Annotated in this window: 13 protein-coding genes; 5 read left to right on the top strand and 8 right to left on the bottom strand. The window is 64.7% G+C overall.

Annotated elements, in window-relative coordinates:
• Window positions 1–116: 116 nt before the first annotated feature.
• Together SOY78_RS02775 and SOY78_RS02770 are read right to left on the bottom strand one after the other, a co-directional pair.
• Window positions 117–1,460: an IS256-like element ISMlu11 family transposase gene (locus tag SOY78_RS02775; RefSeq protein ID WP_324701753.1), complete on the bottom strand. Its 1,344-nt coding sequence runs from the start codon at window positions 1,458–1,460 to the stop codon at window positions 117–119.
• Entirely contained in the window at window positions 1,384–2,415 is a 1,032-nt protein-coding gene (locus SOY78_RS02770; RefSeq protein WP_324701752.1) for a DUF262 domain-containing protein, read from the bottom strand. Before SOY78_RS02770 ends, SOY78_RS02775 begins: the two co-directional genes overlap by 77 nt.
• Before the next feature lie 347 nt (window positions 2,416–2,762).
• Here SOY78_RS02770 and SOY78_RS02765 point away from each other — a divergent pair, with 347 nt between their 5' ends.
• From SOY78_RS02765 to SOY78_RS02755, 3 genes are read left to right on the top strand one after another with little or no spacing between them, the layout of a single operon-like run.
• Complete coding sequence (locus SOY78_RS02765) at window positions 2,763–5,648, top strand: SNF2-related protein (RefSeq protein ID WP_324701751.1); 2,886 nt, start codon at window positions 2,763–2,765, stop codon at window positions 5,646–5,648.
• 57 nt (window positions 5,649–5,705) lie between these two features.
• Window positions 5,706–7,685, top strand: coding sequence for a site-specific DNA-methyltransferase (locus SOY78_RS02760; RefSeq protein WP_123244037.1), 1,980 nt, complete (start codon window positions 5,706–5,708; stop codon window positions 7,683–7,685).
• Window positions 7,673–10,693 carry a DEAD/DEAH box helicase family protein gene (locus tag SOY78_RS02755; protein WP_324701750.1) on the top strand — a complete coding sequence of 1,007 codons (3,021 nt, stop codon included), beginning with the start codon at window positions 7,673–7,675 and terminating at the stop codon, window positions 10,691–10,693. Before SOY78_RS02760 ends, SOY78_RS02755 begins: the two co-directional genes overlap by 13 nt.
• Window positions 10,694–10,891: 198 nt before the next feature.
• Here the strand turns inward: SOY78_RS02755 and SOY78_RS02750 are convergent, their stop codons facing one another.
• From SOY78_RS02750 to SOY78_RS02735, 4 genes are all read right to left on the bottom strand, one after another.
• Window positions 10,892–11,116, bottom strand: a complete 225-nt coding sequence (locus SOY78_RS02750) for a type I restriction-modification system subunit M N-terminal domain-containing protein (protein WP_123244038.1) — start codon at window positions 11,114–11,116, stop codon at window positions 10,892–10,894.
• Between the two features lie 214 nt (window positions 11,117–11,330).
• Window positions 11,331–12,317, bottom strand: a complete 987-nt coding sequence (locus SOY78_RS02745) for a hypothetical protein (RefSeq protein WP_123244039.1) — start codon at window positions 12,315–12,317, stop codon at window positions 11,331–11,333.
• Window positions 12,318–12,723: 406 nt separating this feature from the next.
• Window positions 12,724–13,929 carry a hypothetical protein gene (locus SOY78_RS02740; RefSeq protein WP_324701749.1) on the bottom strand — a complete coding sequence of 402 codons (1,206 nt, stop codon included), beginning with the start codon at window positions 13,927–13,929 and terminating at the stop codon, window positions 12,724–12,726.
• An 83-nt stretch (window positions 13,930–14,012) separates the two neighbouring features.
• The gene (locus SOY78_RS02735) at window positions 14,013–14,180 is read right to left on the bottom strand and encodes a type I restriction-modification system subunit M N-terminal domain-containing protein (RefSeq protein WP_204327552.1); all 168 of its coding nucleotides are present in this window, start codon (window positions 14,178–14,180) and stop codon (window positions 14,013–14,015) included.
• 259 nt (window positions 14,181–14,439) lie between these two features.
• Here SOY78_RS02735 and SOY78_RS02730 point away from each other — a divergent pair, with 259 nt between their 5' ends.
• Window positions 14,440–14,667: a helix-turn-helix domain-containing protein gene (locus SOY78_RS02730; RefSeq protein ID WP_233569917.1), complete on the top strand. Its 228-nt coding sequence runs from the start codon at window positions 14,440–14,442 to the stop codon at window positions 14,665–14,667.
• Window positions 14,668–14,757: 90 nt separating this feature from the next.
• Here the strand turns inward: SOY78_RS02730 and SOY78_RS02725 are convergent, their stop codons facing one another.
• Window positions 14,758–15,615, bottom strand: a complete 858-nt coding sequence (locus tag SOY78_RS02725) for a transporter substrate-binding domain-containing protein (protein WP_324701748.1) — start codon at window positions 15,613–15,615, stop codon at window positions 14,758–14,760.
• A 160-nt stretch (window positions 15,616–15,775) separates the two neighbouring features.
• On the opposite strand from SOY78_RS02725, the gene SOY78_RS02720 reads away from it, so the two are divergent.
• On the top strand, window positions 15,776–16,603 hold the full coding sequence (locus SOY78_RS02720) for a hypothetical protein (RefSeq protein WP_324701747.1): 828 nt from the start codon (window positions 15,776–15,778) through the stop codon (window positions 16,601–16,603).
• Between the two features lie 9 nt (window positions 16,604–16,612).
• Here the strand turns inward: SOY78_RS02720 and SOY78_RS02715 are convergent, their stop codons facing one another.
• On the bottom strand, window positions 16,613–16,888 hold the full coding sequence (locus SOY78_RS02715) for a DUF1540 domain-containing protein (protein ID WP_020624892.1): 276 nt from the start codon (window positions 16,886–16,888) through the stop codon (window positions 16,613–16,615).
• Window positions 16,889–17,113: the final 225 nt, after the last annotated feature.

The raw sequence follows: 17,113 nt of genomic DNA, 5'->3' as shown, positions 1-17,113 counted from the left end.
CGTCGTCCCGCTCCTTCTCCGGGCGGAGCATCACGTCGTAGAGACGCCCCAACGCCAGGAACCGCTCGACTTCCGCCCTGACCGGGCGTGTCAACTTGTCTGTGTAAGCGGGGTGGTCACAGGTAGGGGTTGATCCGGTCGGGGTAGGCCGCGGCGAGCTGGGCGAGGGCCTGCTTCCAGTTCGTGACGGCCTGACCTTCGACGAGCCGGCCCTGGGCTTTGCGCTGGCCGGCGGGTTTGCCCCGGTCCCGAGCGCGTTCGGCGGCGCGTTTGTCTTCGATGTTGCAGATCGCGAGCCAGAGCAGCTTCACCGCCGCCTCGGTCGAGGGGAAGTGGCCGCGGTTCTTGGTCACCTTCCGTAGCTGGAAGTTCAGCGACTCGATGCTGTTGGTTGTGTAGATGACCTTGCGGAGCATGGGTGGGAACTGCAGGAACGGGATGAACCGCTCCCAGGAGTTCGCCCAGGTCGCGGCTGCAGACGGGTACTTCGTGCCGAGCTCGGAGGCCTCGAACTCGGCCAGCGCCTTCCTCGCGGTCTCTTCGTTGGGGGCGGTGTAGATCGGCTTCAGCGCGGCGGCGACCTTCTTGCGGTCCTGGTAGGCCACGAACCGCATCGCGGCCCGGATCAGGTGAACCACGCAGGTCTGGACCATCGAGTCCGGCCACGTCGCCTCGATCGCCTCCGGCAGGCCCTTGAGCCCGTCGCAGCACACGATCAGCACGTCCTGCACGCCCCGGTTGGCGAGATCGGCGCAGACGTGGGCCCAGAACGCCGAGCCCTCGGTGTCCTGGACCCAGATCCCCAGCACGTGCTTGATGCCCTCGAGGTCCACGCCGACGGCGATGTAGGCGGCACGGTTGAGGACCTGGCTGTTCTCTCGGATCTTGATCCGGATTGCGTCGAGATAGATCACCGGATAGAACTCCTCCAGCGGCCGCGACTGCCACGCCAGGACCTCTTCGCTCACGGCGTCGGTGATGTTGGAGATCGTCTCGTGCGACAGGTCCGTGCCGATCGTGGAGGCCAGGTGGTGCTGGATGTCCCGGATCGTCATTCCGCCGGCATAGAGGCTGATGATCATGTCATCCAGGCCCCCGAGGCGCCGCTGGCCCTTGGGCACCAGGCGCGGGGTGAACAACCCGCCCCGGTCTCGCGGGACGTCCAGCTCGATCGGCCCGACCTCGGACTCCACGGTCTTCGGGGTGGTCCCGTTGCGGGAGTTGGCGTGCTTCGGCGCCTCGCTCGAGCCCTTCTCGTAGCCCAGATGGCTGGTCAGCTCGGCCTGCAGGCCCCGCTCGAGCGCGGCCTTGACCAGCGCGGGCACGAACCCGCCGTCACCGGTGAGCTCGACGCCGCCCGCGTCGATCTGCGCGAATAGGGAATCAAGCTGCCCTGAGGCTTTCAGCTGCTCGACCAGGTCCTGGCCCGAGGGCTCGCCTGGGTTCTTCTCGTCGATCATGGTCATGATTCTTACCGTTCCTCTCGGTACGGCTTACACAGACCATCTGACACGCCCCCCTGACCTGCGACTCGTCCTGCAGGTCACGCATGCGACGCTGCTGCCCCGCGTAGATCTCCGTCTGGCGGACCTTGGGATCCTGTTGCACCAGGTCAAGCCAGAACAGCGTCTCCAGTTCCTCATTGGAGAGCAGGTTCTGCAACGGGAGCCACAGGGTGGTGTAGACCTCATCCGCCCGGGTGGGCAGCTGCATGAACAGGTAGTTCCTGAGCAGGTCGCCCTGGGTGAGCTTGAGGCCGGTGTTGTTCAGCGACTCGAAGATGCGGTGGGCGTTGTCGTTCTCCCCGGTGGTCACGGACACGATCGACAGGCCGGCAACGACGGCGGACTCGACCTCCGCCAAGGTCAGCGGCTCCTCTTCACCGTCAGCAGGGGGATGGCTCAACCCGAGCAGCTTCGTCAGGAAGAACTGGTGGGCTTCGCTGATCCTGGAGCCTTCGGCAGCGTCCGGGGCGTGCTCGATCCGTCCGCGGTAGGCGCCACGGTCGGCCTGGGTGGGCAGGACCTTGTAGCGGAGATCGCCGTCCTCCCACTTGTTGACCAGGTACTTCTCGTTGACCCGATCGGCGTGCATGGGGCCTTCGTGCTCAGCCCGGTGGTCGCGGACAGCGGCGAGGAGGAGCGTCAGCGTCGTCAGCCGCTGCTGCCCGTCCACCACGAGCCACCGCTGGACGCCACCGGGCCCGTTGTCCCGGAAGCCGGCGAGAACGAGGGAGCCGATGAAGTGGGTTGCCGAAGGGTTGTCCCGCCGATGGTCGGCGACATCCACGACGTCCTCCCACAGTCGCTGCCACTGCGGGCGGCCCCAGGAGTACGTCCGCTGATAGAGCGGGACCGTGTACTGGTAGGAGCCCCCGAGGAGTTCCTGAAGGGTGACTTCACGCGCGGTGACCATGTGACGAGCTTAACGGGGGCTCTCGCTGAGGAAAGACCGCCGGTCCAACCGGGTCCACGGCCAGACCCAGAGCGAGCGGGCCCAGACAGTGACACGGACGTGAACGTGCCCGGCACCACACAGCCGATCCTTATGTGGCAGTATCACGCGAGAACGCCTAACGGTCAGGGGAGCCGACACCGTGAGGCGCGTAGTCCTGACCACCGCCGCACCGGCTGGGGCCAAGCAGGGAAAAGCGGGGAGCGTGACGCAGTGAAGCGTGCAGTGGCCCTGTCTGATCGCGGCAGTGGCGATCCGACCGCCCGATCCACGTCATATCTCTCCCGTCTACACCAGGAGGGCTGAAGATGGCGATGCCTCTCTCCGACTACCAAGCGAAGTACTTCGCCCACGAGCTGCAGCGCAGCTACGCGAACGATCACGTCGGCAAGCTGGCCGGGCTGCTGTTCGACGCGCAGGTCGAACCCAAACCGCATCAGATCGATGCGGCACTTTTTGCACTCCAGACGCCGTTCCTGCCGGGTGTGATACTGGCGGACGAGGTTGGCCTGGGCAAGACGATCGAGGCGGGCATCGTCATCTCGCAGTACTGGGCTGAACGCAAGCGGCGTATCTTGATCATCGCGCCCTCGAGCCTGCGTCAGCAGTGGAAGGAGGAGCTGTACGAGAAGTTCCTCATCCCGTCCTCGATCCTCGACGCCAAGTCGAAGGACGCGCTACTCGCGAAGACCGACACTCGTGCCGCTGAGGTGCTCATCTGCTCGTATGAGTTCGCCCTCCGCCACGAGACCTCATTACTGAAGTCGTGGGATCTGGTGGTGGCTGACGAGGCGCACCGCCTGCGTAGCTACTGGAACGGGAAGGCGAAGATGGCCGAGGCCGTTTCGCACGTCGCCCGCAGCGCGCACAAAACCGTTCTGCTCACGGCGACGCCGCTGCAGAACAAGCTCGAGGAGCTGTACGGCCTGGTGTCGATCTTCGACCCAGACTACTTCTACTCTCTCGACGCGTTCCGCGAGCGGTACATCAAGAACCGCGACCTGACGGGCGACGACGATCTGGTCGAACGTGTGGCAGCGATCTCCAAGCGCACGCTCCGCAAGGACGCCAATAAGTACATCCGGTTCACCGAGCGCATGCCGATCACAGTGGAGTTCACCCCGTCACCCGATGAAGAACGCCTGTACGACTTGGTGAACAACTATCTGCAGCGCGACGAGCTGTTCGCCTTCGCGGGCTCGCAGCGCCACCTTTCTGCCCTGATCATTCGCAAGCGTCTCGGTTCCTCAACGTATGCCGTTGCGAGCACGCTGGAGAACATCGCGAACCGTCTCGCGGACGAGGTGGCCGCGGGCAAGCTCCGTGACAATCGCGGCGGGCTGTTCCTGGCCGACTTCGAGACCGGTGACGAACTCGAGGAGGAGATCGTCGAGGAAGCCGAGGAGACGACGGCTCCGGCATCGAGTGCGCAGCTCGACGAAGAGACCCTCAAGCGTATGCGCGCCGAGGTGGAGGAGCTTCGCGAGTACGCGGCGCTGGCGCGGTCGATCACTGACAATCAAAAGGCCGTCAAGCTGGGTGAAGCGCTCGACATGGGCTTCGAGCGACTCCGCGAGCTGGGTGCCGCCGAGAAGGCGATCATCTTCACTGACTCGACGAAGACACAGGAGTACATCGCCCGCACGCTGGCCGACGCTGGTCGCGGCGAGGGCGTCGTGCTGTTCAACGGCTCGAACACGTCGCCCGAGCAGACGGCGATCTACCAGGCGTGGCTGACGGCAAACCAAGACAGCGACCTGCTCACTGGCATCCCTGCTGTCGATCGCCGCAAGGCGCTCGTGGACTACTTCCGCGAGCAGGGCACGATCATGATCGCCACCGAGGCAGCGGCTGAAGGTATCAACCTGCAGTTCTGCTCGATGCTCGTCAACTACGACCTGCCGTGGAACCCGCAGCGCGTCGAGCAGCGCATCGGCCGCGTGCACCGCTTCGGCCAGAAGCACAACGTCGTGGTAGTGAACTTCAGCAACAAGGGCAACATCGCCGAGCAGCGCATCCTCGAGCTGCTGACCAACAAGTTCCAGCTGTTCTCGAGTGTGTTCGGCGCCAGCGACGAGGTGCTCGGCGCTGTGGAGGATGGCCTCGACTTCGAGAAGCGGATCAGCGACATCCTCACCCGCTGCAAGACAGCCGGCGAGATCGATGCAGCGTTCAAGCAACTTGAGGATCAGTTCGCGGGCGAGATTTCGAAGGAAATGGCCAGCGCCAAGGCCAAGGTCTTCGACCACCTCGACCCGCACGTGCAAGATCGCCTCAAGGCATACGACGAACAGTCGGGCGACGTGCTCAACAAGTTCGAGCGCCTGTTGCTCTCGATCACGCAGCACGAGCTTCGTGACGTCGCGACGTTCGAGGGCGACGGCCGCACGTTCGTCCTGAATCAAGCGCCGACCAAGGAAGCACCGACGGGCCGCTACTTCTTCAAATCGAAGCCGCTCCCGAACGCGCACCAGTACCGTTACGCCAGCCCGCTCGCGCAGCACGTCGCAGACACCGCGAAAACGCACGAGACGCCGCAACGCGAGCTGACCTTCTCGCTTGGCCAGTCGACGCGCGCCAGTAACGCTGTCAAGGCGCTCGAGGGCAAGTGCGGCGAGTTGACGGTCAACCTGCTGACCTTCACGATGCAGGCGCGCGACGAGGACATCTCCGAGTCATACATGCTCGCCGGTGGCATGACCGACGACGGCCAGTACCTGGATGAGGAGTACGTTGCTGACATCCTCGACCTCGCCTGCCTCGATGTAGGCGAACAGCCGGTCGTAGTCGATACCGCGAAGGTCGAGCCGCAGTTCAAGGCGCGGCTCGGTGAGCTGGAGAAAGAAGTCCAGGGGCGCAACTCTCGCTACTACGACCAGCAGGAGGAACTGCTCTACCGCAACCAGCAGGATCGCAAGGCCGAGCACGAGGGCAAGATCCGCGAGTACCGCGCCAAGGAGAAGGAAGCCCGTAAGGCGGCGAAGCAGGCGGACGACCCGATGGAGCAACTCAAGCTCAAGCGCGAGGCCCGCAAATGGGAGCGCCGGGCGGACGAGGCCGACGACGACTTCCGTGACGCACGCCGCAAGCTGCAGGCCGAGATCGACGAGAAGCTCGACATGATCGAGCAATCCCTACAGGGCACCCAGGACACCGAGCACCTGTTCGCGATCCGTTGGCGCATCGTCGCGTAACGGTCAGCGTTCACAAAAGACATCACAATTGTTACACTGAGGAAAGAGAAATACCCGATGAGCGAAGAAATCCACGAAACACCATCCACCACCCCGAACTTCCAGACTGAGCTGGCAGCGCAGCTTGCCGAGCTGATGCCCGAGGTCATTGCCGACGGCAAGGTGGACGTGGAGAAGCTCAAGGAGCTGCTGGACGGCGACACCGCCGATACCAGCGAGCGCTTCGGGCTGTTCTGGCCGGGCAAGAAGCGCGCCCTGCGTGCCGCACAGGAGCCGACGACGGCGACGTTGCGCCCCGACTTCGAGAACTCGAAGGACTGGGACACGACGAAGAACGTATTCATCGAGGGCGACAACCTCGAGGTGCTGAAGATCCTGCAGAAGCACTATCACGCCAAGATCAAGATGATCTATATCGATCCGCCTTACAATACGGGTAAGGATTTCGTCTACCCGGACAACTACAAGGAAGGTCTCGCGACCTACCTCGAGTGGACGAAGCAGGTCAATGAGGAGGGCAAGAAGCTCTCAACCAACGCGGACATCGAAGGGCGCTACCACTCCAACTGGCTCAACATGATGTACCCGCGACTCAAGCTCGCGCGGAACCTGTTGACCGAGGATGGTGCGATTTTCATCTCCATCGACGACTCCGAACTGGACAACCTGAAGCGCGTCGCGAACGAGGTGTTCGGCGAGAACAACTTCGTCGGATCGATGGTCTGGGCAGCCGGTCGGAAGAACGACTCGAAATACATCTCGTCGTCACATGAGTACATCCTGTGCTACGCGCGAAGCATGAGCGCGTTGGCGAGTACTGGCGTGACCTGGCAGGTTCAGAAAAAGGGTCTTGAGCATATTCAAGCTCAGTACGGAAAGCTTCGACGCCAGTACGGCGATGACGACGTTGCAGTCGAGAAGGCTCTCAAGAAGTGGTACTCGGGTCTGCCGGATTCGGAGCCAAGTAAGCGACATCGGCACTATTCGTCTGTCGACAGCCGCGGAATCTACTTCCCGAGCGATCTTCGAAAGCCGCAGCCGACTTCAAGGTCGCGTTACGACATCCTTCATCCGGTTACTGGGAAGCCGGTCAACATGCATCCGAATGGTTGGTCATTCGCGCCGGAGCGCATGGAAGAGCTCCTCGCCGATGATCGCATCAGGTTCGGGGTCGATGAGTCGACTCGCCCCACGCTGAAGGTTTACCTTGGCGAAGCCGACAAGGAGGCGGCATACAGCGTCTTCTATCAGGATGGGCGAGGCGCCTCGAAGCGCTTGAGCGAGTTGATGGGCGGAGCCGTCTTCGACTTCCCGAAGGATGAGAATGTTATTGAGTCGCTCATCGAAATGGTGACGAGCGGTGACGATCTTGTGTTGGACTTCTTCGCAGGCTCTGCGACGACCGCGCATGCCGTGATGGCGCTCAATGCGAAGGACGGTGGAGCTCGCCGCTTCATCCAGGTGCAGCTCCCGGAGCCAACGCCGGAGAAGTCGATTGCTCGCGCGGAGGGTTACCGCACGATTGCCGAGATCTCGCGTGAACGTATTCGGCGGGCTGGCGCAGCGATCGCAACGGAGCACAAGGAGAAGCTGGGTCAGCGCGAAGCTCCACTTGATTTCGGTTTCCGCGCCTATGCCCTGGGGGAGACGAACTTCTCGAAGTGGAATGTCTCGAGCGACGTCGATCGGACTGAACTCGAACAGCACCTCTTCGATCTGCGCGAGTCGAGCAGTGCCGACGAAGCCTCTGCCGATGACCTCCTTTCAGAGATCCTCCTGAAGCAGGGCTACTCGCTGACTGAGCAGATCGCTCCTGTCGATGTGCCCGGCCTCAATCTGCGCTCGGTGGGTGACGGCATCGTGCTCGCCTACCTGGACGAGCACGTCAAGCCGACGCTCGAGCAGTTGCGTGCCGTGGTCGATGCCGACCCTGCTCGCCTGATCATCTTGGAGGATGCGTTCCAAGGCGATGACCAGCTCAAGACCAATCTGGCTCAGCTCTGCAAGAGCAAGGGCATCGAGCTGTGGACGGCCTGATCATGGGAGACAACACAGCGAGTAGCGGATTCAAGTTCGACGCCAGTCAGCCCTATCAGCTCGAAGCGATCAAGTCCGTCGTCGACCTGTTCGATGGTCAGCCGAGGGACGCCGAGAAGCTGGAGACGATGCTGCGCGGCCAGGTCGCCGCTGTCGACGCGACGGAGAACACCGCGCTCGACCTCGACCTTGCGCAGGAGGTCGGTGCCGTCGGTAATCGCCTGGTGCTCGATCGCGACACGATGCTTGCCAACTTGCAGCGTGTGCAGGACAAGAATGGGCTCGAGGTCGCCTCGAAGCTCTTCGACAACTCTGCGCTCGACTTCGATATCGAGATGGAGACGGGTACAGGTAAGACGTACGTGTACCTCCGCACCATCTTCGAGCTGGCCGCACAGTACAACTTCACGAAGTTCGTCATCCTGGTGCCGAGCGTCGCGATCCGCGAGGGCGTGAACACGAGCATCCGGCTCATGCGTTCGCACTTTGAAGATCTGTACAGGAAGCGCAACATCACCTTCGACTCGTCCGTCTACAGCGGTAAAACGGCCGAGGAGGTGCAGTCGTTCGCGACGTCGACCAACGTGCAGATCATGGTCATGACGATCGACTCGATCCGTGGCAAAGCGAACACACGCATCATCCACCAGACGCGCGACAAGCTGAACGGTCTCAAGCCGATCGACTACCTGAAGGCCACGCATCCGGTCGTCATCATGGACGAGCCGCAGAACATGGAATCCCTGCTCTCTCAGTCGGCCGTGAGCGAGCTCGACCCCGTGTTCACACTGCGTTACAGCGCGACGCACAAGAAGCTCCGCAACGTCGTCTACCGGCTCGATCCGGTCGATGCGCACGACCTCGGCCTGGTGAAGCAGATCGTGGTCGCCGACGTGCAGCAGCAAGGTGCGGACGCGACGCCGTACATCAAGCTGGTCGAGGTCAAGAACGACAAAGGCTGGGTCGCCCGGCTGGAGCTGTCCTGCCGCAAGGCCGACGGTTCGCTCGAGCGGCGCGTGGTGAACGTCAAGCAGAACCAGGAGCTGTCCGATGCTCGCCTGACGAACAACGCGAACTACGACGGCTGGCGCGTCAACGAGATGAGCATCGAACCCGCGTACGTCGACCTGACACTGCATGGCTACTTGTACCAAGGTGAGAGCATCGGCGGATCGTCGGGTGCGATCTACAAGGAGATGATCCGCGAGACGATCAAGGAGCACTTGCGTAAGGAAACGCAGTTGCGCGCCAAGGGCATCAAAGTGCTCAGCCTGTTCTTCATCGACAAGGTGGAGAGTTTCCTCGGTAACGGCTCGAACAACAACGATGCGAACGGCCAGTTCGTGCAGTGGTTCGACGAGCTGTTCCGTGAGGAGCGCGCCAAGTCACCGCAGTGGCAGGAACTGCTTCCGCAGGATCCGGCCGAGCTGCGTCGCGGCTACTTCTCTGTCCTCAAGGGCAAGAAGGGCGCGGCGGACAAGTTCCAGGACACGTCCGGCACCACCAAGGCCGACGATGACGCGTACGAGCTGATCATGCAGCAGAAGGAACGCCTGCTCGACGAGAACGAGCCGACGCGGTTCGTGTTCAGCCACTCTGCCCTGCGCGAGGGCTGGGACAACCCGAACGTCTTCCAGATCTGCACCCTGCGCGAGATGGGCGCCGAGACGGAGCGACGCCAGACGCTCGGACGTGGCTTGCGTCTGCCGGTCACGAAGAGTGAAGGCGGCTACGAGCGTGTGGCTGATCGAGGCATCGCGACGCTGACGGTGGTCGCGAACGAGTCGTACAAGCAGTTCGCCGACGCACTCCAGAAGGAATACAAGGACGCGGGTGTCGAGATCGGCCGCGTGCGCAAGGCGGAGTTCTCGAAGATCCCGCTGCAGAACCCCGACGGGTCGCTCACCGATGAAAACCTCGGCTACGAGGGCTCCGTGTCGATCTGGGAGCACTTGCTCGCACAGAAGTTCATCGATAAGGACGGCGTCGTGCAGCCGAAATTCCAGCCGAACACGCTCGATTTCAGCCTCAACTTGCCCGTCGACTTCTCGTGGGCCGAGCCGTTCGTCGTCGAGCTGGTCGGCCGCGCCAGCATCGGCACGTATGTCAAACCGAAGAGCAAGCGACACTCGCGCAAGCTCAACAAGGAGCTGTTCGCGAACCCGGAGTTCGAGAGGTTCTGGGAGACGATCAGCCGCCGGACCACGTACCGCGTCGAGGTGGAGCGCGACAAGATCATCGAGAACTCGGTCAAGGCGATCAAAGAGGCACCAGACATCGAACCGCTACGCATCCAGGTCACCCGCGCGGGCGTGAAGGTGCTCCGCGGTGGCGCGAAGGGTCAGGAACTCGGGTCACGTCAGCAGGAACTCCGAGGCAGCTACGACCTGCCCGACATCATCGGCGAGCTGCAGGAGGCCACGTCCCTCACACGCAAGACCATTGTCGACATCCTCGTCGGCAGTGGCCGGCTGGACGAGTTCATCGCGAACCCGAACGACTTCATTGCCATGGCCAGGCGCCTCATGCAGACCGAGCTCGCGAAGCTCGTCGTCGACGGCGTGCAGTACGAGAAGATCGCCGGCTCCGTCTACGAGCTGCGTGAACTGCGCAAGGACGGCGAAGAGGAGAAGGAGCGTTTCCTCGACCAGATGTACAAGCTGGAGAACGCAGACAAGTCGAACTTCGACTACGTCGTCTACGACTCCGACCCAGAACGCCAGTTCGCGGAACTGCTCGACGGCCGCGAGGACATCAAGTTCTTCATGAAGCTGCCTGACAAGTTCAAGATCGACACCCCCGTTGGGCCGTACAACCCGGACTGGGCGATCGTGAAGCACGAGGACGGCGAAGAACGGGTGTACATGATCCGAGAGACGAAGAGCACGGAGGACGAGATCAAGCGCCGGCCGACGGAGAACGCCAAGATCAAGTCTGCTGAGAAGCATTTCGAGGCCATCGGCGTGCCGAACTACGCGGTGTCGGTGCCTGGCAGCTGGAGGCTGTGACGTCTCGCCCAGGAGCCTTGCCACGGTCAACTTCGGCAGCGCCATGTGCTCGCCCGCGGTCTCGTTGGAGGCCGTGGGCGAAGCGGCGGATCGGGACCTCGAAGATGCCCCGCGGGTCGTACAGTAAGGCGAGGTGCGACGGAAGAGCAGGCCCGTGCGGTCCGCGATCACGCTGGGCAGCGTGGCCGGCAGGCCGTCTTAGCCAGCTCCCGCATGGCCTCCCAATGGGGGCATGAGCTCCTCCACGCGCCGAAGGATTGTCGGCGGGAGCACCACCATGCCGTACTGGTTCGGCTTGTAGACCCCGCGCAACTGGTCCGCGATCCCCCAGACGAAGTCGGTGAGCGAGGCGGGGGTGGTGAAAGTCCGGAGCTGACATGGGGGATTTCGGCGAGCAGGGTGGAGCTGGCTGCAGCGTTCCACGGGAGCACCACATGGTGGAGCCTGGGTATCAACGGGTTCAACTGCCCCGGGGCCTCGGGTCTCCCGGCCACCCCTGGACAAGCAGAAACCCCGGCGATATGGCCTGGGCCAGGGATCGTTCCGGGGTCTTCGCCCGCAGATTCAGCACGCGGCGGCCTGAGGCCTGGCAGCTGAGTCGCGCCCCCGGAATGGAGGGGCCGGCATCCGCCCCCCGTCACCCCTCCGACGCAGCCGCCTCCTTGCGGCCCCACATCTCGTCGGCGATGACGAGCATCCGCTCCCCCAGCGCCACTACCTGCGCGATCGCATCCTCCGGGTCGGAAAGAGGCGTGCTGTAGATGCCCGCGTAATCACCCACGTATCCGCGCGCCTGGTAGGGGAAGTCGGTCCCGTAGAGCTTCTGCATCTTCGACGCTCCGCCATGACGAGAGATCGAGAAGCGCCCCTCGGACTCCAGAGCCACCGCCGCCTGCCATGCTTGGCGGAGCGCCTCCCCCATGCACGCGGCGGCGGGGCCCGGCTCCTGCTCCTCCGGAGAGATCGTGAACCCGACCTTCGCCTGGAACTGCGGAGGAACAGCCGCTCCGGTGCGCTCCACCTGGCCGAACACCCACCCGTCCGTCGCGGTGATGTTCAGGCACGGCCAGTTACGCCCCGTCGTCCCAGCCTCGACCTTCAATCGCTCGTGCTTGACGGGCAGCAACACATGGAGCGCTCGACGCGTGACCGCCTTGGCCCCCGGATCGGAAGCCATGACTCGGACGTCCCGCTCGAGACGAGCCACCAACGGGTTCACGTCCATGAGACGGCCCAGCAGGTCCGACCACGTCACAACGGCCCAGTCACGCTGCTTCGTGGTCGCCTCCCGCACGTCCGGAGCGGCCGCGTCAGGGACGACCATGACTCGGCATGCCCCCTCGGCCAAGGCGGCGTAGCGGCCCAGCTGCTCGGCTGTGGCCTGGTGGTCCACCTTCACTTCCACGATGACTTCCTGCCCGGACACCGTGCGGAACCGCTGGTCGATGCGCTGATCCTCGCATATGAAAGTGGCGGGATCCGCTGGATCCAGAGAGAACCCGGTCAGTTCGCTCAGAGCGCGGGAGTACTCCTCTGGATGGGCGGCGCCCAGGGCCGTCAGGAGCCGGGTGGCGAGGGTCTCACTGGACCAGATCAGCGGATTCTCCGGGGTCGGAGTGGGCATGGCGCTCTCCCTTTCTTTGGTGGACGAGTATGAGACGAGGACACGGTGAATGGCGCTGTGGGCCGGGGTCGGCCGGCAGCCCTTCGCCGCTTCTGCCGGTGGCCTGTCCCTAAAATGAGGGCGCCCTGCGCCCGACTGATGAGCACCTCGATCGTCTCCGTCGCCGTCAGCTTCTGCGTGCCGGCCGCCAGGCCGCCGCCAAGCTGCACGAACGGGGCGTAGCGGGTCACGGGGTCGTCCTCCTCGAAGGTCGGGTGATCGCTCGGCTCGGCTCCTCGGTGCGCACCCGCGCGGTCTTCGGCGTCGGCGACGGCGACGGCAAGCATCGGCTCCACCGGATCGCCTGAGGCGGGGGCCGTCGTCGGGCCCGCCCGGTCGGGGCACTCCCGAGGCCCCCGTCCACCGATCAGTACTCGAGCTGCGCCATCCGGGCCCTCAAGGCGTTCTCGAGGTTGTGCGAGATTCCATGGATGTCGAGGCCGTCCATGTCAATGAGATTGCCGGCGTCGAGGTGGATCACGCTCGTGTCCCGTGACGATCCGCCGGTGCTGGAGTAGCGCGTCACACAGATCTCCGCGCGAATCCTTTCGAGAATGGAGGCGCCGTCGTCATCCCCAGCCTCGCTGTCGATGGCCTGGAGTAGCTCGCCCCTCGTCAGACAGTCGCTCAGGTCCACCGCGATGCCGAACCACGCGCATGCGGTGACCTCTTGCTGACGCCACCAGTCATCGGGACGCTCCCCCTCGGGGTGGACGCTCATGACGCCTCCGCAGAAGTCGGGCGCGACGTCACCCAGCTCCATGGCGTAGGGGAACCGGTGAAGGTTGAAGTGCACTTCGGGAGCGTCCTGCAGGTCGGACGCACGCAGGCACCACTGCTCGAGCTTGTCCTTCGCCAACTCTCGGAGCCACGAGAGGGGTGCGGAATAGGCGAGCGCTTCCTTCGGAATCCGGCGGCTCATGAGCAGCTCCTCCTGTGAGGGGGAGCAGGCAGGGACGAGCTCGTACGGGAGGTAGGTGACGGGGTGCTCGACACTCACCTCCACACCGTGCCGAGCCCGGGCAGCAAGCATGTTCAGCAGGAAGACCCCGACATGACGCCACGCTGCCGGCGGCAGGTCGAGATCCCGCAGCCGCACCAGCTCGTGAACATCACCGCCGGTCAAACCGTGGTTGCGCTTGCTGAAGTGGCTGACGGAGGCCTCCACGTATACCTTCGTGGCGAACTCATGCGACCCTCGCTCGAGCTGGGCGACGATCTCCCGCCGAGCCTCGTCGATGTCCTCCTCCTCGAAGACGGCGTAGGTCTCGGCGAGGGCGATGGCCCACACTTCCGACGGGTCGCCCTCGTCCTCGTCCCCCACGACGTAGTCGGCAATGCAGAAGGTCAGACCCGACGTCAGCTGGTGCGGCGTCCAGTCGAAGTCCTCGCTCGTCAGCACGAGGCGCGGGACGGCCTGGCCCACTCGGTCATGCTGGGGCGTCATCAGGTCCTCGACCCACCTGGCCAGACGCGCCCGCGCGACGGCCCGAGCATCGTCCAGAGAGGCCCGATCCATGGTGAACTCCGACTGCGCGGAAAACAGCTGACGTTGTTGCTGGAGATTCCACATGATTCGCCACACCCTTTTGATCTTCGGCCCATTTCACGCCGAGGGTGAGCATAGCCTGGCCCCGCCACGGGCGCCGAGAAGGGTCAGATGCGCAGAAGATTCCGACCCCGGTGCGGGGCCATGACTGCCTCCATGCGGCGCAGGATGGTGAGCGGAAGGACGAGCGTGCCGTACTGATTCGGCTTGAACACGCCCCGGAGCTGATCCGCGATCCCCCACACGAAGTTCGAGAGGTTCTGGGGAGAGGGCATGGTGGCGGAGCCTTTCGGAGCACGGCGGTGTGGCAGTCGGCCTCATTCTGGCACTGAAAAGTCGCACGCCTGATGCCTGAGAGCCGGGTTCCGAAGAATTCATCGGATGAGGAGGCCGGCACCTTTTCGACCGACCTCCGGAGGCTCGAATCCGAAGTCTTCTTCGGTTTCCCATGTCGACTCGTCACCGCAGCAGTCGAACGTCACCGATTCCGAAGAATCCTTCGGATTTCAGCTGCTCATCTGCCACGCTGGGGCCGTGGCCACCACACGCGCAGTCTCCTCCGCCGCGGCGCTGATGAAGATCAGCGACCGCGTCCGCGCCATGCGTAAAGAGCTCCTGCTGATCCAGCAGCAGCTCGCAGACCTGGCAGGAGTCTCGGATGCGACCGTCCGCCAGATCGAGCGCGGCACCGGCAAGAGCACCCTGAAGTCAGTGCTCTCCGTCATGGAGGTGCTCGGCCTCGAGCTCGAGGTCACCGGCTGACGACTCCCGCACTCGAGGACCTGAAGCGCGTCACCGCCACGGACGTCTACAAGGGCGGCGACCCAGCGGGGACGGGATCGCCCTTGCGGCTCAGTCCTCCAGGCTCAGCTCGACGTCCCCGACCCACGGCTCCGCGAATCCTTCGTACGTCCCGTCCTTGAGCGCGATGGCCAGCCACTGGTCCACGTAGTGCTTGAACACCTCGTCGCCCTGCGGGAGCATGTACCCCTTCTGGAAGTAGTCGAAGGGCTCGTCCGGGTTCGCGGCGCACAGCTCGGGATACTCGTGGTCGATGTAGAGCACCTCGGAGCGGTCCGTGGTCATCACGTCCGCCTCGCCGGCCGCGAGAGCGTCGAACACCGTGAGGTTGTCGTGCGTCAGCAGCTCGCCCTGCGGGTAGTGCTCCCGGGCGAACTTCTCGTTGGTGCCGCCCTCGGGGAAGATCGACCGCACCCCCGGCTGGTTGATCTCCTCCACGGTGTCGTACTTCTCGACGTTCTCGCAGCGGGTGATCGGCGTCTTGCCGTCCTCCTGCGTCGGCACGGTGAAGTACACCTGCTCGGCGCGCTCCGGGTTCAGGGAGATGCCCCCGACGGCGACGTCGCACGCCCCCGACGTGTAGTTGTCCATGAGCGTCTTCCAGCTGGTCTTCACGAACTCCGGCTCCACGCCCATGGTCTCGGCGAGATCGCGGGCCATGTCCACGTCGATGCCCTTCCAGTCGCCGCTCTCGGTCTGCTCGGTGAAGGGCGGATAGTCACCGGTGGAGCAGACGCGCAACGTGCCGGCCTCCTTGATACGTGTGAGTGCGGAGTCGACGACGGTGGCGGTGGCAGGTTCCGATGAGCCGCCCGCATCCTGCGCCGTGCCGCAGGAGGTGAGGGCGAGCGCCAGGGCGACGCCGAAGGCCGCCGTCGTGAGTCGGTAGTGGGTAGGGCGGAAGGTCATGATCGGCTGTCTCCCTCGACGACGGCATGTGAGTCCCGTCACCGTAGCCCAGCACCACTCGCCCCCACCGCCCCGCGTACGACAAATACACAACACTCGCCTTGCGTATCTCACTGAGGTGTGCCTTACTGGTTCTCGGACCCCCGCCGGAAGGACCCCCATGGCCCACGCCTCCACGCACCCCGCCCATCCGCTGCCGCCCGTGGCGCCCCGTCGTCTGCTGCTGGCCCAGCGACTGCTCCGCGGCGAGGGCTCCGTCGAGGTCACGGCCTTCCGCGCCGGCGAGACGCTCACCACGGCCGTGCACGGCGTGAGCGCGGACGGCCGCCTCGTGGTCGCCCACGTCCCCAACCTCCTCGGTTCGCTCGGCGCGTTCCACACGCCCGCGCCGCTGGACGTGCGCGTGGACGTCCTGCGCGACGCCCTGGACCTCACGCTCCCCACCCGCCTGGCGTCCGTGCATCTGCTCGGCACCCTGCGCTGGTGCCGGGACTCGGCCGAGGTCGCGGAGCTGGGGCTGCGCGGCCGCGTCGCGGACCTCGTGGCCGACGTCGGCCTACGGGTGCGCGTGGGCGTCGTCGAGACCCAGCGGATCCTGCTGCACGACGTCGACGGCGTCGCCGTGTTCTGCCGCCACACCCTGCCGCTCACGTCGCGGGGGCTCATCGACCAGGCCGAGCTCGCAGACCTGTGGGACGACGTGCTGGGCACCGCCCCCGAGGTGCTCGCGGACCTGGCCGACGCCGTCGCCCTGGGCCTGCTGCCGGGCGAGAGCACCCCGTTGCAGGTCGGCACCGGGCCCCTGCCCGAGTCCCCCGCCCACGCCCTCGACGCGGACGAAGCCGGGGTGACCCTGCTCCGCGTCCGCGACGGCGAGAGCACCGCGGTGCATGTGGCCCTGCCCGGCGCAGGCCGACTCGACCACAGCCCCCGGCACGCCTGGCGGCGACTGCTGGACGCGATCCCGGCGCGGGTCGCCCACCCCTGAGGGGCGGCGTCAGTCGATCGTGTAGGTGGCGCAGGTGGCCACGTCCGTGACCTCGATGCCCTCGGCGGTGCAGGCGAGGTCGGCGTTGTACGTGCACTCGAGGCGGTGGCACGCACCGACGGTCGAGGCGCCCTCGGTCACCGGGCGGCGGACGTCGAGCTGGACGAAGGTGCCGCAGCCGGGCGTGCGGTCGGAGCCGGCGACGGTGATGGCCAGGGCGTTGCAGGACGTCTCGGCGTTGAAGGCACAGGCACTGGCGGCGCAGGTGCGGACGGCGGTGGTCATGGCGTGATCCTCCCGGTTCGGGCCCGCCCCGGACTGGGACGGTGCTGCTGAAATCGAGATTACTCCGGCCCACGAATAGCACAAGAGGGGTGAGCCTTAGTCGATAGACGATTAGCGCAAATGAATTTTGCGCATTGTCGCGTGCCGTATGGACCGACGTCGTGCCCGCCGGCCGCCCGGAATCTTCTGCATCTCTGGCCCTTCTGGCGACCACGCGCCCACTCA

Source organism: Micrococcus sp. HOU01 (genome assembly GCF_035609305.1).
In the GTDB taxonomy this organism is placed as follows: domain Bacteria; phylum Actinomycetota; class Actinomycetes; order Actinomycetales; family Micrococcaceae; genus Micrococcus; species Micrococcus luteus.
Note: the sequence above shows the minus strand (reverse complement) of the source record. Positions and strands in the feature narration are given on the sequence as shown.